Consider the following 23,746-nt stretch of genomic DNA (forward strand, 5'->3'; position numbering starts at 1 on the left):
GCACAGGGGTCCAGGCCATCCTGGTCCGTGAGCGTCGCGCCCGCGAGACGATGAAGGGCCCCCGCAGCCGATCTGACACCCCAACCGCCGAGGCGAAGGCCACAGTCACGCTGCGGGCGCTGCAACTGCTGTCAGCCGGCCAGGTACGCCCCGAGTGCGCGGGCCAGGAGCCAGGCGTCCTCCACCCCACACATCTCCCGGGCGGAGTGCATGCTCAGCAGCCCGATGCCCACGTCGACGGTGGTGATTCCCAGACGGGTGGCGGTGATGGGGCCGATGGTGGAGCCGCAGGGCATGGCGTTGTTCGAGACGAACGGCTGCGTGGGCACCTCCGCCTTCGCGCACGCCTCCAGCCAGATGGCCGCACCTGTCGCATCGGTGGCGTAGCGCTGGTTGGCGTTGAGCTTCAGCAGCGGGCCACGGTTGGCCTGCGGGTGGTTCATCGGGTCGTGGAAGTTGACGTAGTTGGGGTGCACCAGGTGACCCGAATCCGCCGAGATGCAGGAGGAGCGGGCGAACATGGCGCGCGTCGCGTCGAGGTTCAGGCCGGACCCGGCGGCGATCCGTTCCAGCACGTCCTGCAGGATGGGGCCGCCGGCGCCGGTGGTGGTGGCCGATCCCACTTCCTCATGGTCGAACGCCACCAGGATGGCGACATCCGAGCCCACCTCCAGCGACTCCATGGCGGTGAGGCCGGCGTGCGTCGACGACAGGTTGTCGAGACGCGCCGAGGCGAAGAACTCACCCTCGGCGCCGATCACGGCGGGGCGCTGGGTATCGAACAGGTACAGATCGTGGAAGGCGACGTCCTCCGCCGCGATGCCGGCCTCCTCCGCCAGGTGCGTGAGGACGGGGCGCCTCAGGTCGACTGCAACCACAGGCTGCATGTGCTGCTGCCTGTCCAGTTTCAGCGCCTCGTTGGCCCCACGGTCGAGGTGGATGGCCAACTGCGGGATGCGCGCGATCGCGCCGCTGCGCACCAGGTGGCTGCGGCCGTCGCGGGTGACGATGCGCCCGGCGATGCCGAGGTCCCGGTCCAGCCAGGAGTTGAGCAGCGGCCCGCCGTAGACCTCCACGCCCACCTGCACCCAGCCCGCACTGCGGATCAGGTCACCCGGCTTGAGCTTGAACGACGGCGAATCCGTGTGGGTGCCGACGATGCGGAACGCCGCGTCCTCACCCAACTTCTCGGGGGCCGTCCAGGCCACCACTGCGCCCTCGCGCTGCACGAACCGCTTGCCGGAGACCCCGCTGAACGGGCGGCGGGGGTCCAGTTCCTCGAAGCCGGCCGCACGCAGCCGGGCGGCCAGTGCGTCAGCCGCGTGGTAGCTGGTGGGTGAGGCGACGACGAAATCTGCGAGATCTGTGATGTGTTCCTGGGCGGTGTTGAGCATGGGGACCAACATAGCTGCAGGCTGCTCAGCCCGCGTCGGTGCGGCGGGGTAGCTGGCGCACCTCCGGCTCGGGGAACGCCGCATCGGGGGTGAGCGCCTCCCGCTCCAACTGGCGCAGTTCGTCGTACTCGATCATCTCCGGCACCGTGACCTGCTTGGTGGTGGCGTCGACGCCGCTGAGCTCGGCGAGTTCCTCCGAGCTCACCTCGTACTCGCGGAACTTGCGCGCTGTGACCATCACGCGGCTCTCCAACGAACTGACGGCCTTGTTGTAGTTCGTCACGGCGCTGCCGAGCGAACGACCCAGCTTGTCGAAGTGCTGGCCCAGGGTGGCGAGACGCTCGTAGAGTTCCCGGCCCAGCTTGGAGATCTCGCCTGCGGTCTCCGCCAGCGCAACCTGCTTCCAGCCGTTGGCGACGATCTGCAACTGCGGGATGAGCAGCCCGGGCGAGGCGAGGACGACGTGCTTGCGGGTGGCGTACTCGTGCAGATCCGGCATCTGTTCCATCGCCAGGCGGTAGAACTCGTCCGACGGCAGGTACAGCACCACGAACTCCGGGGAGCCCAGATCAAGCTGCCAGTAGTTCTTGCCGGAGAGCTGGTCGATGTGGGTGCGCACGTGCTTGGCGAACGTGGCGAAGTGCGTCTTCTGCAACGCCTCGTCTTCAGTGTTGTAGGCCTCGAGCACGGCGGCGAGCGGCACCTTCGCGTCGACGAAGATCACCTTCCCAGCGGGCAGGTTGACCCGCAGATCCGGACGGAACAGGCCATCCTCCGAGGTGTAGGTGTGCTGGGTGTCGAAGTCACAGCGCTCCGTGAGGCCGGAGATCTCGACGATGCGCTTGAGGCTGCGCTCCCCCCACGCTCCCCGCACCTGCGGGGTGCGCAGCGCGTTGCTGAGGCTGAGGGTCTCGCGGCGGATGGCCTCCCCGGACTGGCGCACGCTGTTGACCTGCTCAGACAGCTCCGCGGCCATCCGCACCCTGTCCTTCTCCACGAGCTGCAGCTTCTCCTGCATCTGCCGCAGCCCGTCCGCCAGCGGCGCGACGAGCTGCTCGGTGGCCTGCATCCGCTGCTGGGCCACCTCATCCGCTGCCCTGCCCTGCTTCTCCAACGACTCCGAGCTCATCACCTTGAACTGGTTGAGCAGCACCTCACGGTCTGCTGCCTGCTCGGCGGCCTTCTGCACCGCAGCATCGCGCTCCGCGGCGGTGGCGGCCACGAGGGCCTGCACCTTGGCCGTCTCCCCCTGGGCCTCCGCCACCATGCGCTGCGCGTCAGCGGCGACGGCACGGAGCTCGGCCTTGTCCGCCAGCACCTGGGCGATCTCCGCCTTGGCCATGGCCGCCTCCTCGCGGGCCCGGCTGGCGTCCGCGCGGGCCTGCGCCGAATCGTCGCGCGCCTGCATCAGCTGACGACGCTCCTGCTCCCGTGCTGCGGCGTCGTCCTCCCCCGCGGCGGCGGTGCTGCGGCGGCCGTAGAGGTAGCCGCCCACCGCCCCGAGGATGAGGGCGAGAAGGGCCAGGAGAACTGCGAGTGCTTCCATGTGTTCCAGCTAATCAGGGGGCTCAGACAATTTCGGTGTCCCACTCCGCAGTCACTGGAACACCTCCACCTCGGAGCCGTGCTCCACCACCCAGATGCCGTCGATGTTGCGGAGGCGCCCGCCCGGCAGCCGCAACGCCCAGTCTTCCGCTTGATCCCCGGTGGCGCACGCCACGCGGATCTCCCCGAGGCCGACAGGATCACTGGAGCTGTAGCTGCACAGGTTGCCATGGGCATCGGCAGCGACGTGGTCGCCCGTTCCCCAGGCGGACTCTCCCGTGTCGGCGTTCAGATCGATGTTGGATTCTCCGGTGGCCGGATCGATGCTGCGCAGCGTCTCGCCGTCCCAGCCGAACAGGTGCCCGCCCGCGCTGAAGAGGTGCGTGATGCCGCCGGCAGGCACGCTCCAGAACTCGGTGCCGTCCTGCGTGGAACTGCCGCGCAGCACAGGGGCGCCGTCGGCCGGGTGGTGCACCGTGGCCACCACCTGACCGGCTTCCGCGACGGCGACCACCTCTCCCGGATAGAGGCTCTGGCCAGCCGGGCCGATGATGGCGGTGAGCTCGCCGTCGGCCTCCACCCGGACCGTCTCCGTCTCCCAGCCCCGGACCGGACGCACCTCGGGGGTGGCCGGAGCCACGCGGAGGCCGTACTGTGGCCGGTCCCCGACGTACCACCAGCGCCCCCGTTGCCAGCAGTCCAGGTGCGGTGCGTCCAGCGTGGCCGCCGCCCCCTCGTCGAGGGGAAGGCTCCAGAGCTTTTCGCCGAGTTCCCCCGCCTGGTAGGCGTCGACGCTGGACTCGCCGATGTCGAGGAGGAGGTCCCCGCAGAGCGCCGGCCTGCCGGTGATGGTCCCGCGGGACAGCTCGTCGCCCGTCAGTGCGACGCGGCTGACGGCCTCCCCGTCCGGGGCCACCTGCACCACCGCACCGGATCCCGGCGAACTCGCGAACCGGCCCTCCGCCGGCGCGTCCCAGTTGACCGTCCCCTCAGAGAGGTTCAGGTAGCTCAGCCGGCCTCCCACCAGCACCAGCGCCGTGCTCTGGGAGACCCGCGCGACGATGGGGTCCTCGCCCGCCAGCACCACCGTCCGCGACAGATCCGGCACCGCCGGCGGGACCTCCGGCCACACGGGCGCGGCGGTCTCAAAACCTGCGTCGCCATGGGGCGGTTCGAGGTCCTCATTCAACCCCGATGGCGGGGGTTGCAGGATCAGCGTCGGCGAGGGCGGGGCAGGTTCAGGGGAGCGGGAGTAGACGAGCCAGCCCGCGCCCAGGAGCACGACCCCGGCCAGCACCGCGGCGAACAGCACCCCGGGTTGCCACCGTCGGCCCGGCTCAGGCGCCGCCTCATCTCCGTCGGCCTGCTCATCGGGCTCGGGCGCCACGGAGCTCTGCAGTACGTATCCCGTGGGTGTGGGCATCCCCTCGTCCGCGGTGCTGCCGGGTACGGTCGCCCTCTGCGGCCCCGGCTCGGCGCCTGGCCGCTGGAATGGAGAGTCGTCGCGCGGTGCGCCGGCGGGAGACGGGGTCGACGACATGCAGCCATCCTGCCAGTCACGGGGCTCCTACAATGGGGCGGGTGAGCACCTTGGCCGACCTTGCCGAATCCATTCCCGACGCCGTCGAGCGCCTCGCCGGGGTCGCGGTGCCGACGCCGGTGCAGCTCAACCAACGGCTGACCGCCGCCACGGGTTCGGAGATCTGGCTCAAGCGCGAAGACCTCCAGCCGGTGCGCTCCTACAAGCTGCGCGGGGCCTACAACCTCATGAGCCAGCTCAACGACGAGGAGAAGAAGGCCGGCGTGGTGTGCGCCTCGGCCGGCAACCACGGCCAGGGGGTCGCCTACTCCGCAGCCGCGCTGGGCATCCACGCCACCGTCGTGGTCCCCCACCCCACACCGCGGCAGAAGCGCGACCGCATCCAGAAGATCGGCGGCCAATTCGTCGACCTCGTCCTCCACGGCGCCACCTACGACGAGGCCTCGGACGAGGCGGTCCGCCTGGCGGGCGAAGGCATGGTGCTCGTCCCCGCCTTCAACGACCCCCGCACGGCGGCCGGGCAGGCCACGCTCATCGTCGAGGCCTTCGACCAGCTCGGTTTCGTGCCCGACGTCGTGGTGCTGCCCGTCGGCGGCGGCGGCCTGATGGCCGGTTGCGCCGCGTGGCTGCGGGCCGTACACCCCGAGGTGCGGATCATCGGCGTCGAACCCGAGGGGGCGCCCTGCATGGCCGCCGCCATCTCCGCCGGTCGCCCGGTGACGCTCACCTCCATCGACACGTTCGTCGACGGCGCCGCCGTCCGCAGAGCGGGCGAGTTCACGTTCCAGGCCATCCGGGAGGCGCACCTCGAACTGGCCCGCGTGCCCGAGGGCCAGATCTGCACCGAGATGCTGGACATGTACCAGACCGACGGCATCATCGCCGAGCCCGCCGGCGCCCTCGCGACGGCCGCCCTCCCGACCGGCGGCGTGGGGCAGCGGGTGCAGATCCCCACGGGGTCGCGGGTGCTCGTGGTGGTCAGCGGCGGCAACAACGACGTGTCGCGCTACGCCGACGTCGTGGAGCGCTCACTGATCCATGAAGGCCGCAAGCGCTACTTCATGGTGGAGTTCCCGCAGCAGCCGGGCGCGCTGCGGATGTTCCTCGATTCAGTGCTGGGCCCCGAGGACGACATCACCTATTTCGAGTACGTCAAGCGCACCAACAAGGAGACCGGCCCGGCGTTGGTGGGCGTCGAGTTGGGGCACCCCGGGGATTACCGCTTCCTGCTGGAACGCATCGACGAGTGCGGCATGAAGGCCGAAGAGGTCGCCTACGACTCCCCGTACTTCACCTTCCTCGTCTGACGCTGGTTGAGCCGGCTGCGTCCGGGGAACGGACCGCAGGCGCGTCGAAACCGTCGACTCAGTGCTTGACGGCGCGGCGGAGATCCTTGCGGAGCTCCGGCGGCAGCGCGAACTGCAGCGTCTCCTCCGTCAGGCGCTCCTCCACCGCCACCGGATAGCCCTTCGACTCCAGGAACTTCAGCACGCCCTGCACCAGATCATCAGGCACCGAGGCACCTGAGGTCACGCCCACGGACTCCACGCCGTCGAGCCATTCGGGCTGGATCTCGGTGTAGTTGTCGACGCGGTGCGCGGCCTTGGCGCCCGCCTCCAGAGCCACCTCAACGAGGCGCACAGAGTTCGACGAGTTGGCCGAGCCCACCACGATCATCAGGTCGCAGTCCTTGCCGGCGATCTGCTTGACGGCGAGCTGCCGGTTCTGGGTGGCGTAGCAGATGTCGTCCGACGGCGGGTCCATCAGCAGCGGGAACTTCTGACGCAGCAGCCCCACCGTCTCCATGGTCTCGTCGACAGACAGCGTGGTCTGCGACAGCCAGGCGACCTCGGTGCCTTCGGGCACCTCCACCCCGGCCACGTCATCCGGGTGCTCCACCAGGATGGTCTGCTCGGGCGCGTGGCCGCGGGTACCGTCGACCTCTTCGTGGCCCTCGTGGCCGATCAGGAGGATGGTCTTGCCCTCGGACGCGAAGCGCTTGGCCTCGTGGTGCACCTTGGTGACCAGCGGGCAGGTGGCGTCAATGGTCTTGAGGCCACGGTCAGCCGCCTCGGACTTCACCGCGGGCGAGACGCCGTGGGCGGAGAACACCACCGTCGAGCCCTCAGGCACCTCCTCGAGTTCCTCGACGAAGATCGCGCCGCGGGCCTGCAGGTCCTCGACCACATGCCGGTTGTGCACGATCTCCTTGCGCACGTACACGGGCGCGCCGTAGAGGTCCAGCGCCTTCTCGACGGTGATCACGGCGCGGTCGACTCCCGCGCAGTATCCACGGGGAGCGGCGACAACGACTCGTTTGGTGGCAGTCATGCCCTCAGTCTAGGTGCCCGCCCCGGGAGGCCCGAAAGCCCACGCTCCGCCCACGGAACTTTGTCGGTGCCTCCCGGTAGCCTTGAGCCATGAAATCACCGCAACTCCACGCCGTCGGCTTCGACTTCAAGGACATGGACGCGCTCATCAAGGCCGCGTTCGACGGTGGGGTCAGGGGCGTCAACACCGCACCGGGGTTCGCCCTCATCGGCGCCTACAGCGACCCCAGCGGCGCGCGCCTGGCGTTCCTGCAGCGCAAGGGGCAGGCGGCCAACGTGTCGGCCGGCCTGCGGTCCGAGACCACGTACCGGGCGCAGGTGATCCGCTTCACGGACGTCCTGGCCCGCGTCGCCCTCTACTCTCCCGGCGAGGACGGGAAGCTGATGACGCAGTTCCTGGCGATGGTCGACGATCCCATCGCCTACGAACAGCACGATCTCGGCCCCGGCGGCGGCTTCTCCATCATCCAGGCCCTGCAGGTGGGGGCGCTGGCGATGGAGGTGGAGGTCTTCGAGGACGAGGCCGCGTTCACCGCGTCGGATTCGGCGCGGGTGGGGCCCATGCTGATGGAGCCCAAGTCGATGGCGTCGCCGGCCCTCATGGGCCTGCAGGCCGCTTCGCTCACCGTCGAGGAGGCCACACCGACGCTGCTGATGGGCGCGGTCGTCGAAAGCGTCGAGGTCCGCCGCAACGAGTTGAGTGAGGTCAACTTCCAGTATGTGAGGGCCTCCTCCACCGTGGACCTGACGATCGCCGTCCCGATGGAGCACCCCGTCGAGCCCGGCAACGTGATCCACGGCACGTTCTACGCCACGGTCAACGCCGGCACCTGGGACAACAACGCATGACGTTGACCAGCTCCCCCGAAGAGCCACAGCCGCTCGGGCGCGTCATCGGGGCGGTGAAAGACTGGGTGAACCGCTGCGGCGAGATCTGGGTGGACGCGCAGGTGGTGGAGATCAAGCGCCGCAACGCGCCCACGCAGTTCATGACCTTCCGTGACCGGCGGGCCGATATGTCCTGCCAGGTCACCGCCTCCACCCTCGTGCTGGATGCCGCGGGCCCCATCCCTGAGGGGTCCAGCGTCGTCGCCCGGATCAAGCCCCGCGTCTGGGACCGCAACTCGTCGCTGAGTTACGAGTGCCTCGAGTTGCGCGTCGCGGGCGAAGGCAGGTTGCTGGCACGCCTCGAGCAGCTCAAGCGCAAGCTCCAGGCTGAGGGCCTGTTCGAACCCCACCACAAGAGGCGGCTCCCCATCCTTCCCCGCGTCATCGGCCTGGTGACGGGCAAGAACTCCGACGCGGAGCGCGACGTGCTCACCAACGTGGAGCAACGCTGGCCCGGCGCCGTGATCCGCACCCGTCACGCGCTGGTGCAGGGTGCCAACTCCGCCGAATCCGTCATGACTGCGTTGGCTGCCCTCGAGGCGGATCCGGAGGTGGAGGTCATCATCATCGCGCGCGGCGGCGGCTCGCTCGAGGATCTGCTGAGCTTCTCCGACGAGGGGCTCGTCCGCGCAGTGCACGCCGCCCGCACACCGGTGATCACCGCCATCGGGCACGAACGCGACTTCCCGCTGGTGGACTTCGTGGCGGACGTGAGGGCCTCCACCCCCACAGACGCGGCCAAGCGGGTGGTGCCGGATCACGCCGCCGAGGTCGCCGGCGTCGAGCAGGCGGTGGCGCGGCTGCATCGCGCCATCGACGGCGTCCTCACCCGCCAGCAGCAATTCCTCGACGCCTACCGTTCCAGGCCCGTCATGGTGGACCCCACGAGCGCGTTCGCCGCCCACTACGACAGGCTCTCGCTCCTTCGGCACAGGCTCGGCAACGCCATCGACAGGCGGCTGCGCGACGAGGAGTCTGACCTCCGCTCCGCCGTCAGCACCGTGCGCGCCCTCTCCCCCAAACGCACGCTTGAGCGTGGCTACGCGGTCCTCGTCGACGACGCGCACACCTCGGTCTCCAGCATCGCCGACACCACCGTCGGCGCCCGCATCCACGCCTACCTCGCCGATGGCCAGCTGAGCCTCGACGTGGCCACCATCACACAGAAGGCGCCGTCCGGCGCAGCGCCGCACAACGAACCCGGCACCGAAGGGAACCCCACCGATGGCTGACGAGAAACTGACCTACGAGGCCGCCCGCGACGAGTTGGTCGCCGTGGTGGGCAAGCTCGAGTCCGGCGGCGCATCGCTGGCGGATTCGATGGAGCTGTGGAAGCGTGGTGAGGAACTGGCGAAGATCTGCCAGGAGTTCCTCGACGGCGCCAAGGAGCAGGTGGCCAAGGCCCGCGAGGAGTAGCCGCGGTCAGGCGCCGGCTTCCACCAGCGTCGAGGTGAAGGCCTCCAGCTCGGCGAAGTCGGTGTCTGCGGAAACCACCGTCGTGACATCGCCCTGCTCGTTGACGAGGCTGCGGGTGCGGCCGTCCGGGCTCTCGTAGCGGGTCCAGTCCCGGCCGGCCAGCTCAGCCGCCCCACCGTCGAGCTGTTTGCCTTCACGCGTGGCGCTGCGGATCAGTTCTGCGCCGGAAGCGTCGCGTTGCAGCACGCCGTAGTAGATCTCCTCGGGTGAGAGGTAGCCCACCTGCCAGGAGTTGCCGACGGCGGGCTCGGTGGTGATCCAGTGCTGGCCCTCCTGCGCCCAGGCGGCGCGCACGGGCAGCCAGCCCTCACCCGGCTCGCTGGCGATCAGCACGGGAAACGGCGACTCCGCTTCAGCGCGGCTCAGGAACGGCCCCAGGTCGATGGCTTCGGCCTCGTCCTCCGGAGTGGAGGAGAACAGCCACACGATCAGCAGGATCGGGATGGCAATGACCGCCAGGGAGATGATCATGTCCCTCGAGCGGGCATTGGGGTTGCGAGCCATGCGCGCCACCCTACCGACGGGTCGCCTCAGCGCCCGAATCGTCGCTCGCGCTGCGTGTAGGCGCGCAGCGCACGCACGAAGTCCACCCGGCGGAAGTCCGGCCAGAGCGCCTCGCAGAAGTAGTACTCGCTGTGCGCGGACTGCCACAGGAGGAAGCCGGAGAGCCGCTGCTCGCCCGAGGTGCGGATGATCAGATCCGGATCCGGCTGGCCCTTGGTGTAGAGATGCTCCGAGATCTCGTCGATCTCAAGCGTGCGGGCGACCTCGCCCAGTTGCGCCCCCACCTCCGCCTTCTCGGCGAGGAGAGACCGGACGGCGTCGCGCAACTCGTGCCTGCCTCCGTAGGCCACGGCGACGTTGACCGCCATCCCCTCGATCCCCGCGGTGGCGTCCGACGATGCCCGCAGCGACGCGGCACGCTCGTCGTCGAGCAGATCGAGCGCGCCCACCACCTTCACGCGCCACCTCTGGCGCGCCGCGAGATCGGCGACGAGTTGGTCGATCACGTCGAGCAGCGGTCCGAGTTCGCCCTCATTCGCGCGGCTCAGGTTGTCCGTGCTGAGCACCCACAAGGTGATGACCTCAAGCTCCGCGTCCTCGCACCACTCGACGAACTCGATCAGCTTGGCCGCGCCCGCACGGTAGCCCGCCACCAGGGGCTGACCCGGGGCGTTCATCCGGGCCCAGCGGCGGTTTCCGTCGGCCAGCACCGCGACATGGTGCGGAAGGGAGCCCTTGTCGAGCTTGCCCAACACCGAACGCTCGTAGGTGGCGTAGAGCCATCTGGGCGGCCACAACCGATCGACGAGGCGGCTCACCCAGGACATAGGGGAAGCCTAGGGCATCGCCCCAACGCACCGGAGCAGCTTCCGGTACTCGGCGACCCAGGTCGAAGAAGTGCGGCACCAGGGTGGGACCCCATACATATCTCTACCGGGGAAGGCCCCAGGTGTGGATTATCCACATCAACCCCCGGATTTGGTAGAGATATCTCTGACACCCCGGGTATCCGCTGACGCTGGCACACAGAGACCTCGACTTGGGCATGTGGGCCTCGAAGCGGTAACCTACGGATGCGTAAGTTACGGAAGCGTAGGTAAGAATATGACCAGGCCATCCAGTGCTGTGCCAGCGGCCGCAGAGCCGGCCTCGGCCGCTCAGCCCACCGCCGAAGCACCGATCCGGGAGCAGCCCGCCAACGCCCACAAGCCGAAGCTGCGCGGCTGGCTGCACCTGGGCATGTCGCCGATCATCTTCATCGTGGGCCTGGCGTTCACCACCTTCGCCCCAGACCTCACCAGCCGCATCGGCGCGGCCATCTACACGCTGGCCGCCGTGCAACTCTTCGGCACCAGCGCCGCCTACCACCGCGGCAACTGGTCGGACCGCGCCAACGCCATCTTCAGGCGCGTCGACCACTCCAACATTTTCGTGTTCATCGCAGGCACCTACACGCCCCTCACGCTGACGATGCTGGAGGGCACCTCACGCTGGTCGTTGCTGATCCTCATCTGGTCCATCGCGGTCCTTGGAGTGGGCTTCCGCGTCCTCTGGCTGTCCGCCCCCAGGTGGCTCTACACCCTGCTCTACGTGGGCATGGGTTGGGCGGCTGTCGGCTGGCTGGGACAGTTCTGGGCCACCGGAGGCCCCGCCGTCGTCCTGCTCATCATGGCCGGCGGCCTGGTCTACACCCTGGGTGCCGTGGCGTACGGCCTGAAGCGGCCCAACTTCTCCCCCGTATGGTTCGGCTTCCACGAGGTGTTCCACGCCTGCACCATCATCGCGGCAGTGCTGCATGCCATCGCGATCGGCCTGGCCATCTTCTGACGCGTCGATGACCGCCACGGGTAGGGTCGCAACCATGACTGAGCTCTTCCCGGAGAACTGGAACCACGCCCTCGTCGTCGTCGCGCATCCCGATGACCCGGAGTACGGGATGGCCGCCGCGGTGGCCAAATGGACCCGCGTCGGCAAGAAGGTCACCTACATCCTCGCCACCAGCGGTGAGGCCGGGATCGAGGGGATGGACCCGGCCAAGGCGGGCCCCCTCCGCGAGGAGGAGCAGCGCCGGGCCGGCATCCAGGTGGGTGTCGATCAACTGGTGTGGCTGGGACTGCCCGACGGCAAGCTCTCCGAGACCACCAACCTTGCCGAGGCCATCCGCGCAGCTATCGACGCCCACCCGGCCGAGGTCGTCATCACCACCTACATGGGGCCGGAGTGCGCTCCGGACCTGCCCAACCAGCCGGACCACATCGCCGTCGGCGAGGCCACGCTCGAGGCGCTGAAGGGGCGCAGCCTGTGGCACTTCGAGAACGGCCCCGAGCCTACGCACCACGTCCTCGTGGAGGACGGTGACGTCCAGGCCGCCGTCCGCTCCTTCGCCGAGCACGACGTCTACCTCGCCGTGCTGGACCCTGAGACCCCGGTGAAGGCCCAGGCAAGGGCCCAGGTGTACAGCAGCATCGAGCGCAGCGACCGCGAGATCCGCGTCAACTTCCGCCTGCTCGGTCGCCCCTCACCTGCCCTCCGCGCCAACGCACAGACTCTCTCCGCCAACGCAGAATTCGCGGCGTCAGAGCTGGTTTTCGGCGCCTGCGATGTATCGCAGGCTCCGCGAATCAGCTCCGGCGCGGAGAACTGGACGTTGGCGCGGCGGCCGGACCGTTGGCGCGGAGGAACCGACGACGGGGCCCTGGCTAGGTGACGAACAGGTGAACTCCACACCACACCTTTGTGATTTGTGCCCCGATGAGGTCCCCTCCCGGGTTATCGTCGGGGCATGGAGATCCACTCCATCGCAGCCACACCGGTCCCCTGACCACATACGGGGGCAGGCCTGAGCGCGGCCCCCGCGAAAGGGAGCATGATGCTCAACCTGTCAGATCAGCAGACTTCCCCCACCGCTGCCCACACCTCCACCACCATCAGGACGTACGTCGTCGACACCTCCGTCCTCCTCTCTGATCCCAAGGCGATGCTCCGCTTCGCCGAGCACAACGTGGTGCTGCCCATCGTGGTGATCACCGAGCTGGAGGCCAAGCGCCACCATCCCGAACTGGGCTACTTCGCCCGCTCGGCACTGAGGCTGCTCGACGACCTGCGCATGCAGCACGGCCGCCTCGATACTCCCCTCCAGACCAATGAGCAGGGCGGCAACCTGCGCGTGGAGCTCAACCACACTGACGACACCTCCCTGCCCGCTGGCTTCAGACTGGGCGATAACGACACCCGCATCCTCGCCGTCGCGCTCAACTACGCCAACGAGGGCCACGATGTGGTGCTGGTCACCAAGGATCTACCGCTCCGGGTGAAGGCCGCGGCCGTGGGCCTGGCCGCCGAGGAGTACCGCAACGAGATGGCCATCCACACCGGCAACACCGGGATGGCCGAGATCGAGGTGACCTCCGACGAGGTGCATGCGCTCTACTCCGACGGCGCGCTCAGCACGGAGGCAGCTGACGGCGTCGTCACCCATTCCGGCGTCGTGGTCAACGCCCCCGGCTCATCGGCGCTGGCACGCAAGACGGCCGACGGTGACCTGCGGCTGATCAGGAACGACCGGGAGGTCTTCGGCATCCGCGGCCGCTCCGCCGAACAGCGCGTGGCGCTGGAGCTGCTGATGGACGATTCGATCGGCATCGTGTCGCTCGGCGGGCGAGCCGGCACCGGCAAGTCGGCCCTCGCCCTGTGCGCCGGCCTCGACGCGGTGCTGGAGCAGCGCAAGTACAACAAGGTGATGATCTTCCGCCCGCTCTACGCCGTGGGCGGGCAGGAACTCGGCTACCTCCCAGGCACCGCGGACGAAAAGATGGCCCCCTGGGGCCAGGCGGTGTTCGACACCCTCTCCGCCGTGACCAACAAGTACGTCATCGACGAACTGCTCGCCCAGGACATGATCGAGGTGCTCCCGCTGACCCACATCCGGGGCAGGTCGCTGCACGACGCGTTCATCATCGTCGACGAGGCCCAGTCCCTGGAACGCAACGTGCTGCTGACGGTGCTCTCCCGCGTGGGCCAGAACTCGCGTGTGGTCCTCACCCACGACGTCGGCCAGCGCGACAACCTCCGGGTGGGCCGCCACGACGGCGTCGTCGCGGTGATCGAGAAGCTGAAGGGCAACCCGCTGTTCGCCCACGTCACGTTGACCCGCTCCGAGCGCTCCCAGATCGCCGCATTGGTCACCGACCTGCTCGAGGTCGGCTCCCTCGCCTGACCTGGCCCCTGAGCGTCGCGCCCCGCGGCGACGCTTGCGCTGAGCACGTCCCCACGCGAAGCGCCGGACAGGTCGAAGTAAAGGGCCCGCAGTTTCTCTGCTGGCTCACCACCGCCCGGGTCGCTGTGGGGAAGGGCTCAAACCCCGAGCTTGCTCACAGTTACTCCCGGCACCTGTGGTCGGCCTCAGCGTCAAGGAGTGGCCGGGGGCGGGGGGATGCAAGTACGCGCGCGAGCCCGGACCCCACCCAGGTAGTTGTTGCCCGACAACGCCGACCATCTTCGAAGCACCCCGCCACCGGACACGACGGCAACCGCAGTGCCAACGGTTTCGGCAACAACCCCACACCGCCCTGAGCGTGTGAAGCAGTGTCTGATGGGGGCCTGAGAAGGTGGGTCGGGCGTTGCCGAAGACGGTCACCCCAACCATGGCTCTCAGTGAGCACAGTGTGACCGCCTTCGGCATGGGCGGCGAAGGCCCCCATCAGAGACTGCGGCACCAAGCTGTGGCTGAGGTGCTAGACATGCTGCGGGGGCCCTTCGTCGTTCGCGCGGGCGCTCACGCTCAGGGACCGACGGCTGGGGCACCCTTCACGTCGGGCAAAGGCTGGCAGGCATGCGCCGCCTCGGCCTCATCGCCGTCCTGACGCTGACCGCATGCGCCCAGACTGAGCCGGCGCCGACGCCCGAGCCGACGCCGAGCGCAACCTCCAGCGCTGCCCCTTCCCTTTCGACACCAATCCCTACGCTGACGCCACGCCAACGCCGACTTCACAGGAGACCGCCGTGACCATCACCACACCTGAGCCCGAGACCTTCCTCCAGGCGGCGACAGACGGCAACCTCGCCGTCGTCACCGGCTCCGTCGAGATGGCCGAAGTCCTTCTGGCCGGCGACCCGGACCAGACCAGGAAGAACCGCTACGGCGGGATCTCGATCATTCCTGCCGCTGAGCGCGGCCATGTCGAGTACGTGCGCTTCGCCGCCACGCTGCCGGGGATGGACGTCAACCACGTCAACAATCTGGGCTGGACGGCATTGCTGGAGGCCGTGATCCTGGGCGACGGCGGCGCTGCACATCAGGAGATCGTGCAGATCCTGCTCGACGCAGGGGCCGATCCCAGCATCGCCGACAACGACGGCGTCACGGCCCTCGGGCATGCCCAGAGCCGGGGCTACGACGAGACGGCCGCGCTCCTGGGCGCCTCCTGACCCCACCTCGCGCAAAACGCTCACTCTTTCCAGCTGGTTATAGCAAAACCCTTGACAGGTGTGCCGTAGGGCACGAAACTATCTCCCGTTGGTACTAGGAGGAGCAATGAGGCCCGACTATCCCCTGCTGGGGTTACTGGCGCGTAGGCCAGCCAGCGGATACGACATCGGTAAGTGGCTGCGCATCGACGGCCGCTTCCTCGGCCGCAAGCCCTCCATGACGCCCATCTACCGCTCCCTGGCGGATCTGCAGAAGAGGGGCTGGCTGAGCGTCACCGTCGATCAGCGCGACGCGGCCCCCGACGCGAAGGTGTACAGCCTCACCCCCGCCGGGAGACAGGCGCTGCTCGACTGGGCCGCCTCGCCCTACGAGCCCGCGGAACGTCCCATGGCGCCGGATTTCACGGTGCGCCTGCAGTTCGCCGGGCAGTTGGGCCCCACCTACGCCCTGGAGATCGTCCGGACCGAACTCGAGTTCCGCCGTCGGCAGCGGCAGGCGGAGGACACCGCGCTCGCGAGCGAGAACGCCGATCCCATCCCGGAAATCGACCTGCAGTGGCTGCAGTATCTCGACGCGAAGGCGAAGGACCGCGGCTGGCAGACCACCTCATGGTTCATCGGCTGGCTGGAAACCACGGAGCGCGAACTGGAGCGACTTGTGCGCGCCACCAGTACCGCCAGCAGCAGGGAGGCAACCGCATGACCGACACTGATCCGGGCTACACGCCGAGCGTGTCCGGAGGACCACCGCCACCACCGGCCGCTGCGGCTAAGACCTCGGAGGCGAAGCTCAAGAAGGAGCGCAACCCGTGGGCGTGGCTCAGCGTGGTCTCGGTGCTCGGCGGCATCGCTCTGTGGTGGGTGGGTTCCCACTTCCAGACCACCCTCCCCTCTCCGGCTGAGGTCGCCGTCCGCGCCTGGGAACTCATCAGCGACGGCACACTCATCAAGGACATCGCCGCGTCGCTGCGCCGCGTGCTGCTGGGCTTCTTCATCGGCTCCGGCCTGGCCATCCCGCTGGGCTTCGCGATGGGCTGGTACAAGCCCGTGCGCGCCATCATCGAGCCGTGGACACAGTTCTTCCGCACCATCCCCCCGCTGGCGATCATTCCGCTGGCCATCGTGTTCCTCGGCATCGGCGAGGTACCGAAGGTCTTCGTCATCACGCTCGCCAGCTTCCTCGTCTCGATCATCGCCACGTTCCAGGGCGTGGTCAACGTCGACAAGACCATGATCAACGCGGGCCGGGTACTGGGTGCCGGAGACTGGACGATCTTCAGCCGCATCGCGGTGCCCGCGTCGCTCCCGTTCATCATGGTGGGTCTTCGACAGGGCCTCGGTTCCGCCTGGGCCACCCTGGTGGCCGCTGAACTGATCGCCGCCCAGGAGGGCGTCGGCTACCGGATGCAGAACGCGCAGATCTACTACCAGATCTCCACGATCTTCGTCGGCCTGGTCACCATCGGCGTCTTCGGCCTGATCATGGACCGCATCATCCTCTGGTTCGACAACCGCCTCACCAGTTGGCAGGAGCGTCATTGATGGACAACGACAAGATCGTCTTCGACAGGGTCACCCAGGTCTTCGAACTCAACGGCAAACCCTTCACGGCCGTCGCGGAACTCAGCCTCACCATCGCGGACAACGAGTTCGTCACGGTGGTGGGCCCTTCGGGCTGCGGCAAGTCCACCATCATGAACCAGGCGGCCGGCCTGCTGAACCCCACCTCCGGCGAGGTCCGGGTCGACGGCAAAGTGGTGAAGGGCCCCGGCCCAGAGCGCGGCGTCATCTTCCAGCAGTACGCGCTGTTCCCGTGGCTCACGGTGCGCAAGAACGTGGAGTTCGGTCTCGAACTGCAGAACATTCCCAAGGCCGAGCGCCGCAGGATCGCCGACAGGCAGCTCGAACTGACCGGGCTCACCCAGTTCGCCGACGCCCTCCCCAAGAACCTCTCCGGCGGCATGAAGCAGCGCTGCGCGATCGCGCGCGCCTATGCCGTCAACCCGTCGATCCTGCTGATGGACGAGCCCTTCGGCGCGCTGGACGCGCTGACCCGGGTACACATGCAGGCGGCGCTCCTGGAGACGTGGTCCCAGGAGAAGCGCACGGTGATGTTCATCACCCACGATGTTGACGAGGCGGTGTTCCTGGCAAACCGGGTCATCGTGATGGCGGCCCGCCCCGGGCGCATCCATCAGATCATCGACGTCGATCTCCCCTACCCCCGTGATGATGATCTTCGCCTCTCACCTGAGTTCACCGAGCTCAGGAACCAAGTGTGGAACGCCGTCTACAGGCAATGACGCCTAGAAACCAAGGAGAAACCATGTCCAACTTCACCCGACGCCATGTGTTGATCGGCGCCGCCAGCCTCGCGGGGGCAGCCGTCCTCACGGCTTGCGGCGACGACACAGACACCCCCGCCTCCCCGACGGGCCATGTGTTGATCGGCGCCGCCAGCCTCGCGGGGGCAGCCGTCCTCACGGCTTGCGGCGACGACACAGACACCCCCGCCTCCCCGACGGCGGACGGACCCGCCACCGACGGCACCGCCCCCGCCGGCGAGACCACGACGGCCGAGGCCCCCACCACCGTCGACGACATCAACGTGGGCTACATCGAGGACGGCAACGGCTGCATGCTCGTAGCGGTGGCCGCCGCTCAGGGCCTGTGGGAGAAGCACGGCCTCAACGCCAACACGCTGGCCTTCACCAACGGCCCACTGCAGATCCAGGCACTGAGCACCGGCGACCTCGATTTCGGCTACATCGGCTTCGGCGCGCTCTGGTTGCCCATGAGCAACCAGGCCAAGGTGGTCAGCATCAACTCCCGCGGCACGGCAGACCGCGTCATCGCCCAGGCCGGCATCAACTCCATGGAGGACCTCCGCGGCAAGAAGGTGGGCGTCCCCGAGGGCACCTCGGGCGACATGCTGCTCAACCTCGCCCTCGAAGAGGCCGGCATGACCGTCGACGACATTGAGCGCGTCCCGATGGACCCGCCCACCACCATCTCGGCCTTCACCTCGAAGCAGATCGACGCCGCGGGCATCTGGTACCCCCATGTGTCCACCATCGAGAACAACGTGCCGGATCTCGTCGAGGTGGCCAAGTCCACCGATTTCGACGACCTGGCGTTCCTCGCCGCGCAGGTGGCGGGCACCGACATCACGGACCGCCCCGAGGTCCTGAAGAAGTTCCAGGCCGTCTGCAAGGAGGCGTTCACCTGGGCGGCCGGGAACCGCGAGGAGCTCAACACCCTCCTGGCCGACTTCATCAAGGCCCCGGCCGACGCGATCTCCAGCGAGCAGGAGTTCGTCGAGATCTTCACCGCTGAGCAGGTCGTCGAACTCACCAACGACGGCACCATCGAGGGTTGGCTGACCGGCCTCAACGAGGAGTTCGTCAAGGCTGAGAAGGCCGAATCGGTCACCGCGGTGGGCGACTACTGGCTGGCAGAGGAATACGAACAGGCATGACCCGTCCCAACGTCGTCTTCATCATGTCGGACGACCACGCTGCCCACGCCATCTCGGCGTACGGCAGCGTGGTCAACCGGACCCCCCACATCGATCGTCTCGCGGAGGAGGGTGCCCGGTTGGACGCCGTCTACTGCACCAACTCGATCTGCACTCCGTCTCGGGCGACGATCCTGACGGGCACCTACAGCCACATCAACCGGGCCTGCTCGATCTACTCGGAGTTTGATTACCGGGTGCCCACGTTCGCGCAGGTGCTCCAGCAGGCGGGCTACCAGACGGCGTTGTACGGCAAATGGCATCTGGGAGTGACCGAGAAGGCCAACCCCCGGGGCTTCGACGACTGGCTGATCTTTCCCGCGCAGGGCGAGTACAACGATCCGCTGATGTACGGGCCCGAGGGCGAGCGCCGGATCGAGGGCTACGCCACCGACATCATCACGGATCTCAGCCTCGGCTTCCTGGAGCAGGTGGACCGGGACCGCCCGTTCTGCCTGCTGGTCCACCACAAGGCACCGCACCGCCCGTGGGTCCCGCACCCGCGGCACGACGACCTCTATCCCGAGGGCTCCATCCCCGAGCCGGAGACGATGTGGGACACCCACGAGTCGATGAGCCGGGTGGTGCAGGAGGCGCGGATGACGCTCGACGACCTCACGGAGAACGACGTCAAGCAGCCCGTGCCGCAGGAACTGCAGGGAGACGACAAGTGGGAGGAGCGCAGCCGCTGGAAGTACCAGCGCTACATGAGCGACTACCTGCGCACCGTGCAGGCCATCGACGACTCGGTGGGCACCGTCCTCGACTGGCTCGACGACGAGGGCCTGGCCGAGAACACGCTGGTGGTCTACACCTCGGACCAGGGCTTCTTCCTGGGCGACCACGGCTGGTTCGACAAGCGCCTCATGTTCGACGAGTCGCTGACGATGCCCATGTTGGTGCGCTGGCCCGCCGAGATCGATGCGGGCACCCGCGTCGAGGCGATGATCACCAACGTGGATTTCGCCGCCACCTTCCTGGATGTCTGCGGCGAGGACACCGCGCAACTGCCGCAGCAGCAGGGGCGGAGCTTCCGCGCCCTGCTGCGTGGGGAAGACGTGGAGGGCTGGCCCGAGTCGATGTACTACCGCTACTGGGAGCACGACGACCCGGAGCACCACGCGCCCGCCCACTACGGCGTGCGCACCCGGACCCACAAGTTCATCCACTACTACAACGACGGCCTGGGCACCCCCGGGTCCTCCGGCAGGGTACTGCCCAGCGAGTACGAGTTGTACGACCTGGTGAGTGATCCCACCGAACTCAACAACGTCGCCGACGATCCCGCGTACCGTGAGATCCGTGCCGAACTCGAAGCTGAGCTCGCCCGCCTCCAGGATCGCTACGGCGACCGCCCCTACGCCGGGCCGGACACCCCCAGGCTCGACTGGAGCATCTGACGTCACCAACACACTCTCGACTGATTGGACGACACCATGGCCATCACCCGAACTACCAGGAGACGTGGGGTTCGCTTCGCGTCGGTACTGACCGCCCTGTTACTGCTGACCCCCTTCGTACCGGCACAGACCGCTTCCGCAGAGCCGGTCAACCTCGGGCTGGACCGCCCCGTGCAGTCCTCCGGACAGGAGGCCGGATTCGCTGCGGAGCGGGCGTTCGACGGCAACATCGGCCCGGAGGATCCCACTCCGCCCGCGGTGCACAACGAGCCCAGCGCATCGCGCTGGTCGGGCACCGGTGACCCGGCCTGGGTCAGCGTCGATTTCGGCGCGCCCGCCACGCTTGAGAGCGTCCGGATCCGTTGGGGCAACACCTTCGCAACCGACTATGCGCTGCTCGGCTCGGTGGACGGTACGACCTTCACGGAGTTGGAGGGCGGCCTGGCAGGCGTGCGCGCCGATTGGACCACCGTCGAGTTGTCCGAGACCGGCTACCGGCATCTCAAGGTGCAGGTGAACTCCAAGTCGACCCAATGGCCGGTCTCCATCTGGGAGATCCAGGCGCTCGGCACCCTCGACGGCGAGATCGTCGAGCCGCTGTCGGTCAACGTGATCCCGAAGCCGGCCGTCTCCGTCGCCGGCGACGGGGGCGACCTCACGCTGGACGAGGCCACCGTCGTGGTGGGCTCCGGTGAAGCTGCGGCCACCGCCGCGCAGTTCGCCGAGGAGGCGCGGCCAGCTACGGGCTTCCCGCTGACCGTTGCCGCCACCGGCACCGCCAACGCCATCTCCTTCAAGCTGGACACCAGCCTCGAGCTACCCGGCCTCACCGACGAGCAGTACCGCCTCACGGTGACCTCCGACGGCGTGACCGTCGAGGCCCCCACCCAGGCCGGCCTGTTCTACGGCGCGCAGACGCTGCTGCAGCTCATGGGCCCGTGGGTCCGCTCGGCTGAGCCCGTCGCCCAGGAATGGACGCTGCCGGCCGTCGAGATCGAGGACGGCCCCCGCTACCAGTACCGCGGTTTCATGTTCGACGTGTCGCGCAGCTTCGTGCCCGTCGACGAGATCAAGGAAGTGCTCGACGAGATGTCGGCGCACAAGCTCAACGTGCTGCACTGGCACCTGAGCGACGACCAAGGCTGGCGCATCGCGATCAGCAACGAGGGCAAGGTGGAGGGCGACCCCATCGACTACTCGCTGCTGGCGCTGCGCTCCGGCGCCACCGCCGTCGCCACCACGCAGTGGACCGACCTCCCGGGCCGCACCGGCTTCTACGACGCCGACGAGTTCGCCGAGATCATCGCCTACGCCGACGAGCGGCACATCGCCGTCGTCCCCGAGATCGACGGCCCGGCCCACTCCAACGCGATCCTGCACGCCATCCCCGAGCTCAACTCCGAGGGCAGCTACCCGCGCCTGACCGAGGGCCAGACGGTGGCGCCGCCCATCACCAACACCAGCGTGGGCGAGTCCAGCCTGGATGCGGGCAACGAACTGACCTACACGTTCATGCGTCACGTGTTCAAGCAGCTCATCGAGGACAACGCCACCCTGGTCAACGGTGAGCGCTACTTCCACATCGGCGGCGACGAGTCGCACAACACCTCTGATGCCGCCTACCGCACTTACATGGAGCGCACCACCGGCATCGTTGAAGACTTGGGCGCCATCCCCATGGCGTGGAACGAGGCGTTCAACCAGGCTCCCGAGCAGATGCCTGACGGTTCGGTCATCCACCACTGGGTGGGCGGCGTGAGCGCCACGGCCCGCACCCTGATCAACACCCGCGATATGAAGATCGTCATGTCGCCGGCCGGCAACGCCTACCTGCCTCAGGTCCCCGGCCCCGGCATCCTCGGTCCCGCGTGGGCCTGCGGTGGCGGCGGCTGCGGCATCAACCAGTTCTACAACTGGAACCCCACTGCGCAGGCCGGCGTCGCCGAGGCCTCGGTGCTGGGTGTTTCCGCCGCCATCTGGCAGGAGCACATCCGCAGCCTGAACTCGCTGGAGTACCTCATGTACCCCCGCCTGATGGCCACCGCCGAGGTGGGGTGGACTCCCCAGGGAGAGCGCACCATCGCTGATTTCCGTGAACGTCTCACCACCCTGGGCACCGCCCTGACGGTGGAGGGCCGCAACTTCTTCCCGTCGGACGGCACCTGGGAACTCGACGTCCGCGGCGCGGTACTTCCCGAGCTGGCCGAGGACGAGGCGCCGGGTGTGGTGGGCTGGGCCTCGCTGCCCAACGCCACCGATGCCGATGTCAGCGCCACCCTCGAGATCGGCGGCGAGACCATCACGCTCGACGCCACCGCTGAGCGGATCTACAAGGATGGCGTGGGCGCCAAGTTCGACGACCGTCAGGTCAACTCGATCTTCGTGCTCACCACCGACGAGGCTCTCCCCGTCGGTGAACACACCGCCACCATCACGGTCACGGGCAAGGGCGCCACCAAGACGGCGCAGCTGCCCATCACGGTGGCCGCTGCCAATGAGGCTCCCACCCTCGCCACCCTGGGCAACGCCGTCTTCCAGGCGGGTGCCGCTGTCTCGATCCAGGTGGTCGCCACCGATCCCGACGGCGACGCCCTCACCTATTCCGCTGACGGCCTGCCCGCTGGGCTGGCCATCGATGGGGCCACCGGCCTGATCTCCGGCACCACCGACGCGGTGGGCGACCACACCGTCACCGTGACCGTCGATGACGGCAACGGCGGCACCGCCACCCGCAGCTTCACGCTGACGGTGACGACGAAGCCCACCCCGACGGAACCGACCGACGAGCCGACCGCAGACCCCACGGACGACCCCACGCAGCAGCCCACGACGCCTCCTGTGAAGAAGTACGTCCGCACGGCGCCGTACACCCTGGCCGGGCTGCACCGGAACCTCAACGGTCGTGACTGGAACACCACCTGCGAGCCCTACTCGCAGACCGAGCGGTGCCGCACCGACATCTGGGCCACCATCGTGGTGATCGAGAACGGTCAGTTCGTCCGCAAGGACGGCTGGGCGTTTAACAACCTCACCTACCTGCCCTACATGACCCGCGAGGCCTGGGGCGCCAACCCCCTCGCCAACACCGGCGAATGGGCCGCCACCACGGACCAGCGCCAGTGGAAGACCGAATGCGACACCGCTCGCACCGGCCGCAACGGCTGCCGCTCCTACACGTTCGTGACGGTCTACAAGGCCACCGCGAAGCCCGAGGGCGGCTACGTGTTCTCGCAGAACAACGAGTGGATGTTCAACAACATCGTGATGTTCGAGTAGTTGGCCCCTGAGCGTCGCGCCCCGCGCGGCGACGAAGGGCCCCCGCAGCATGACTATGACCTTGACCCCAGGGGTTAGGGTGTCAGATCGGCTGCGGGGGCCCTTTACTTCGACCTGTCCGGCGCTTCGCGCTGGGACAGGCTCAGCACAAGCGTCGTCCGCTGGCTCACAAGCTCGCAGGCGAACGCTCAAGGACCAGCGGAACGTGAAGGAGTGGCCGGGGTCGGGGGTACGCAAGTGCTTCTCCGGCACCGGACCCCACCCAGGTCCCTAGTTGCCCGACAACGCCACGTAACAGCAACGCACCCCGACACCGGACGCTCCGGCAACCGGGCCAGCAACGGTTTCGGGGTCGAGTTCAGGCCGCGCAGAAGCGCTGAAGCCGAGGGTGGGGGATGAAGGACGCGAGTTTCGAGGCCACGCCGGGACGCGACAGCTGAGCGTCGCCG

The 23,746-nt window shown here is 68.2% G+C and carries 20 protein-coding genes; 14 read left to right on the top strand and 6 right to left on the bottom strand.

All coding sequences use genetic code 11. The features are described from left to right. Positions 1-131 precede the first annotated feature (131 nt). The 3 genes from BN1186_RS05435 to BN1186_RS05445 are packed head-to-tail and all read right to left on the bottom strand — an operon-like array spanning position 132 to position 4,479. On the bottom strand, positions 132-1,394 hold the full coding sequence (locus tag BN1186_RS05435) for a M18 family aminopeptidase (protein ID WP_139650862.1): 1,263 nt from the start codon (positions 1,392-1,394) through the stop codon (positions 132-134). Between the two features lie 25 nt (positions 1,395-1,419). Then, a complete protein-coding gene (locus BN1186_RS05440) occupies positions 1,420-2,940 on the bottom strand; it encodes a DNA recombination protein RmuC (RefSeq protein WP_052459827.1) in 1,521 nt (506 codons plus the stop codon). Between the two features lie 51 nt (positions 2,941-2,991). Next, positions 2,992-4,479 (bottom strand): hypothetical protein, encoded by a 1,488-nt coding sequence (locus tag BN1186_RS05445; protein ID WP_139650864.1) that lies wholly within the window; start codon positions 4,477-4,479, stop codon positions 2,992-2,994. Positions 4,480-4,511: 32 nt separating this feature from the next. Between BN1186_RS05445 and ilvA the strand changes: the two genes are divergently transcribed. Continuing rightward, positions 4,512-5,786: a threonine ammonia-lyase IlvA gene (gene ilvA, locus BN1186_RS05450; protein WP_040283083.1), complete on the top strand. Its 1,275-nt coding sequence runs from the start codon at positions 4,512-4,514 to the stop codon at positions 5,784-5,786. A 58-nt stretch (positions 5,787-5,844) separates the two neighbouring features. Here the strand turns inward: ilvA and BN1186_RS05455 are convergent, their stop codons facing one another. Beyond that, positions 5,845-6,810, bottom strand: coding sequence for a 4-hydroxy-3-methylbut-2-enyl diphosphate reductase (locus BN1186_RS05455; protein ID WP_040283084.1), 966 nt, complete (start codon positions 6,808-6,810; stop codon positions 5,845-5,847). Positions 6,811-6,899: 89 nt separating this feature from the next. On the opposite strand from BN1186_RS05455, the gene BN1186_RS05460 reads away from it, so the two are divergent. Genes BN1186_RS05460 through BN1186_RS05470 form a run of 3 tightly spaced genes read left to right on the top strand, consistent with a single transcriptional unit; the run spans position 6,900 to position 9,113 of the window. Continuing rightward, positions 6,900-7,658: a hypothetical protein gene (locus BN1186_RS05460; protein WP_040283085.1), complete on the top strand. Its 759-nt coding sequence runs from the start codon at positions 6,900-6,902 to the stop codon at positions 7,656-7,658. Continuing rightward, on the top strand, positions 7,655-8,929 hold the full coding sequence (xseA, locus tag BN1186_RS05465) for an exodeoxyribonuclease VII large subunit (RefSeq protein ID WP_052459828.1): 1,275 nt from the start codon (positions 7,655-7,657) through the stop codon (positions 8,927-8,929). Before BN1186_RS05460 ends, xseA begins: the two co-directional genes overlap by 4 nt. Next, on the top strand, positions 8,922-9,113 hold the full coding sequence (locus BN1186_RS05470; RefSeq protein ID WP_040283086.1) for an exodeoxyribonuclease VII small subunit: 192 nt from the start codon (positions 8,922-8,924) through the stop codon (positions 9,111-9,113). The genes xseA and BN1186_RS05470 overlap by 8 nt, the downstream gene beginning before the upstream one ends. A gap of 6 nt (positions 9,114-9,119) precedes the next feature. Here BN1186_RS05470 and BN1186_RS05475 read toward each other — a convergent pair whose 3' ends face one another. Both BN1186_RS05475 and BN1186_RS05480 read right to left on the bottom strand, forming a co-directional pair. After that, positions 9,120-9,677, bottom strand: a complete 558-nt coding sequence (locus BN1186_RS05475; RefSeq protein WP_074436941.1) for a DUF4245 domain-containing protein — start codon at positions 9,675-9,677, stop codon at positions 9,120-9,122. A gap of 26 nt (positions 9,678-9,703) precedes the next feature. Beyond that, complete coding sequence (locus tag BN1186_RS05480; RefSeq protein WP_040283087.1) at positions 9,704-10,504, bottom strand: isoprenyl transferase; 801 nt, start codon at positions 10,502-10,504, stop codon at positions 9,704-9,706. A gap of 277 nt (positions 10,505-10,781) precedes the next feature. Between BN1186_RS05480 and trhA the strand changes: the two genes are divergently transcribed. From trhA to BN1186_RS05530, 10 genes are all read left to right on the top strand, one after another. After that, positions 10,782-11,504, top strand: coding sequence for a PAQR family membrane homeostasis protein TrhA (gene trhA, locus BN1186_RS05485; protein ID WP_040283088.1), 723 nt, complete (start codon positions 10,782-10,784; stop codon positions 11,502-11,504). A gap of 34 nt (positions 11,505-11,538) precedes the next feature. Beyond that, complete coding sequence (locus BN1186_RS05490) at positions 11,539-12,384, top strand: PIG-L deacetylase family protein (RefSeq protein WP_074436942.1); 846 nt, start codon at positions 11,539-11,541, stop codon at positions 12,382-12,384. A gap of 162 nt (positions 12,385-12,546) precedes the next feature. Further along, positions 12,547-13,893 (top strand): RNA 5'-3' helicase PhoH2, encoded by a 1,347-nt coding sequence (gene phoH2, locus BN1186_RS05495; protein ID WP_040283184.1) that lies wholly within the window; start codon positions 12,547-12,549, stop codon positions 13,891-13,893. 785 nt (positions 13,894-14,678) lie between these two features. Further along, positions 14,679-15,104: an ankyrin repeat domain-containing protein gene (locus BN1186_RS05500; protein ID WP_246043247.1), complete on the top strand. Its 426-nt coding sequence runs from the start codon at positions 14,679-14,681 to the stop codon at positions 15,102-15,104. Between the two features lie 106 nt (positions 15,105-15,210). After that, entirely contained in the window at positions 15,211-15,807 is a 597-nt protein-coding gene (locus BN1186_RS05505; RefSeq protein ID WP_052459830.1) for a PadR family transcriptional regulator, read from the top strand. After that, on the top strand, positions 15,804-16,646 hold the full coding sequence (locus tag BN1186_RS05510; RefSeq protein ID WP_040283089.1) for an ABC transporter permease: 843 nt from the start codon (positions 15,804-15,806) through the stop codon (positions 16,644-16,646). Before BN1186_RS05505 ends, BN1186_RS05510 begins: the two co-directional genes overlap by 4 nt. Continuing rightward, the gene (locus BN1186_RS05515) at positions 16,646-17,407 is read left to right on the top strand and encodes an ABC transporter ATP-binding protein (RefSeq protein WP_040283090.1); all 762 of its coding nucleotides are present in this window, start codon (positions 16,646-16,648) and stop codon (positions 17,405-17,407) included. Before BN1186_RS05510 ends, BN1186_RS05515 begins: the two co-directional genes overlap by 1 nt. 23 nt (positions 17,408-17,430) lie before the next feature. Then, positions 17,431-18,582, top strand: a complete 1,152-nt coding sequence (locus BN1186_RS05520) for an aliphatic sulfonate ABC transporter substrate-binding protein (RefSeq protein WP_074436943.1) — start codon at positions 17,431-17,433, stop codon at positions 18,580-18,582. After that, entirely contained in the window at positions 18,579-20,021 is a 1,443-nt protein-coding gene (locus tag BN1186_RS05525; RefSeq protein ID WP_052459831.1) for a sulfatase family protein, read from the top strand. Before BN1186_RS05520 ends, BN1186_RS05525 begins: the two co-directional genes overlap by 4 nt. 36 nt (positions 20,022-20,057) lie before the next feature. After that, a complete protein-coding gene (locus BN1186_RS05530; RefSeq protein WP_139650866.1) occupies positions 20,058-23,297 on the top strand; it encodes a family 20 glycosylhydrolase in 3,240 nt (1,079 codons plus the stop codon). Positions 23,298-23,746 lie beyond the last annotated feature (449 nt).

Source organism: Tessaracoccus massiliensis (genome assembly GCF_000826065.2).
GTDB lineage: Bacteria > Actinomycetota > Actinomycetes > Propionibacteriales > Propionibacteriaceae > Arachnia > Arachnia massiliensis_A.

Bases quoted from the DNA above. Each gene is read 5' to 3' on its own strand.
- BN1186_RS05440 (WP_052459827.1), bottom strand. From the start codon at position 2,940: ATGGAAGCACTCGCAGTTCTCCTGGCCCTTCTCGCCCTCATCCTCGGG.
- BN1186_RS05530 (WP_139650866.1), top strand. From the start codon at position 20,058: ATGGCCATCACCCGAACTACCAGGAGACGTGGGGTTCGCTTCGCGTCG.
- BN1186_RS05510 (WP_040283089.1), top strand. From the start codon at position 15,804: ATGACCGACACTGATCCGGGCTACACGCCGAGCGTGTCCGGAGGACCA.
- BN1186_RS05460 (WP_040283085.1), top strand. From the start codon at position 6,900: ATGAAATCACCGCAACTCCACGCCGTCGGCTTCGACTTCAAGGACATG.
- BN1186_RS05505 (WP_052459830.1), top strand. From the start codon at position 15,211: ATGAGGCCCGACTATCCCCTGCTGGGGTTACTGGCGCGTAGGCCAGCC.
- BN1186_RS05515 (WP_040283090.1), top strand. From the start codon at position 16,646: ATGGACAACGACAAGATCGTCTTCGACAGGGTCACCCAGGTCTTCGAA.
- trhA (WP_040283088.1), top strand. From the start codon at position 10,782: ATGACCAGGCCATCCAGTGCTGTGCCAGCGGCCGCAGAGCCGGCCTCG.
- BN1186_RS05490 (WP_074436942.1), top strand. From the start codon at position 11,539: ATGACTGAGCTCTTCCCGGAGAACTGGAACCACGCCCTCGTCGTCGTC.
- BN1186_RS05445 (WP_139650864.1), bottom strand. From the start codon at position 4,479: ATGTCGTCGACCCCGTCTCCCGCCGGCGCACCGCGCGACGACTCTCCA.
- BN1186_RS05520 (WP_074436943.1), top strand. From the start codon at position 17,431: ATGTCCAACTTCACCCGACGCCATGTGTTGATCGGCGCCGCCAGCCTC.
- xseA (WP_052459828.1), top strand. From the start codon at position 7,655: ATGACGTTGACCAGCTCCCCCGAAGAGCCACAGCCGCTCGGGCGCGTC.
- phoH2 (WP_040283184.1), top strand. From the start codon at position 12,547: ATGCTCAACCTGTCAGATCAGCAGACTTCCCCCACCGCTGCCCACACC.
- BN1186_RS05455 (WP_040283084.1), bottom strand. From the start codon at position 6,810: ATGACTGCCACCAAACGAGTCGTTGTCGCCGCTCCCCGTGGATACTGC.
- BN1186_RS05480 (WP_040283087.1), bottom strand. From the start codon at position 10,504: ATGTCCTGGGTGAGCCGCCTCGTCGATCGGTTGTGGCCGCCCAGATGG.
- BN1186_RS05470 (WP_040283086.1), top strand. From the start codon at position 8,922: ATGGCTGACGAGAAACTGACCTACGAGGCCGCCCGCGACGAGTTGGTC.
- BN1186_RS05435 (WP_139650862.1), bottom strand. From the start codon at position 1,394: ATGCTCAACACCGCCCAGGAACACATCACAGATCTCGCAGATTTCGTC.
- BN1186_RS05475 (WP_074436941.1), bottom strand. From the start codon at position 9,677: ATGGCTCGCAACCCCAATGCCCGCTCGAGGGACATGATCATCTCCCTG.
- ilvA (WP_040283083.1), top strand. From the start codon at position 4,512: ATGGGGCGGGTGAGCACCTTGGCCGACCTTGCCGAATCCATTCCCGAC.
- BN1186_RS05525 (WP_052459831.1), top strand. From the start codon at position 18,579: ATGACCCGTCCCAACGTCGTCTTCATCATGTCGGACGACCACGCTGCC.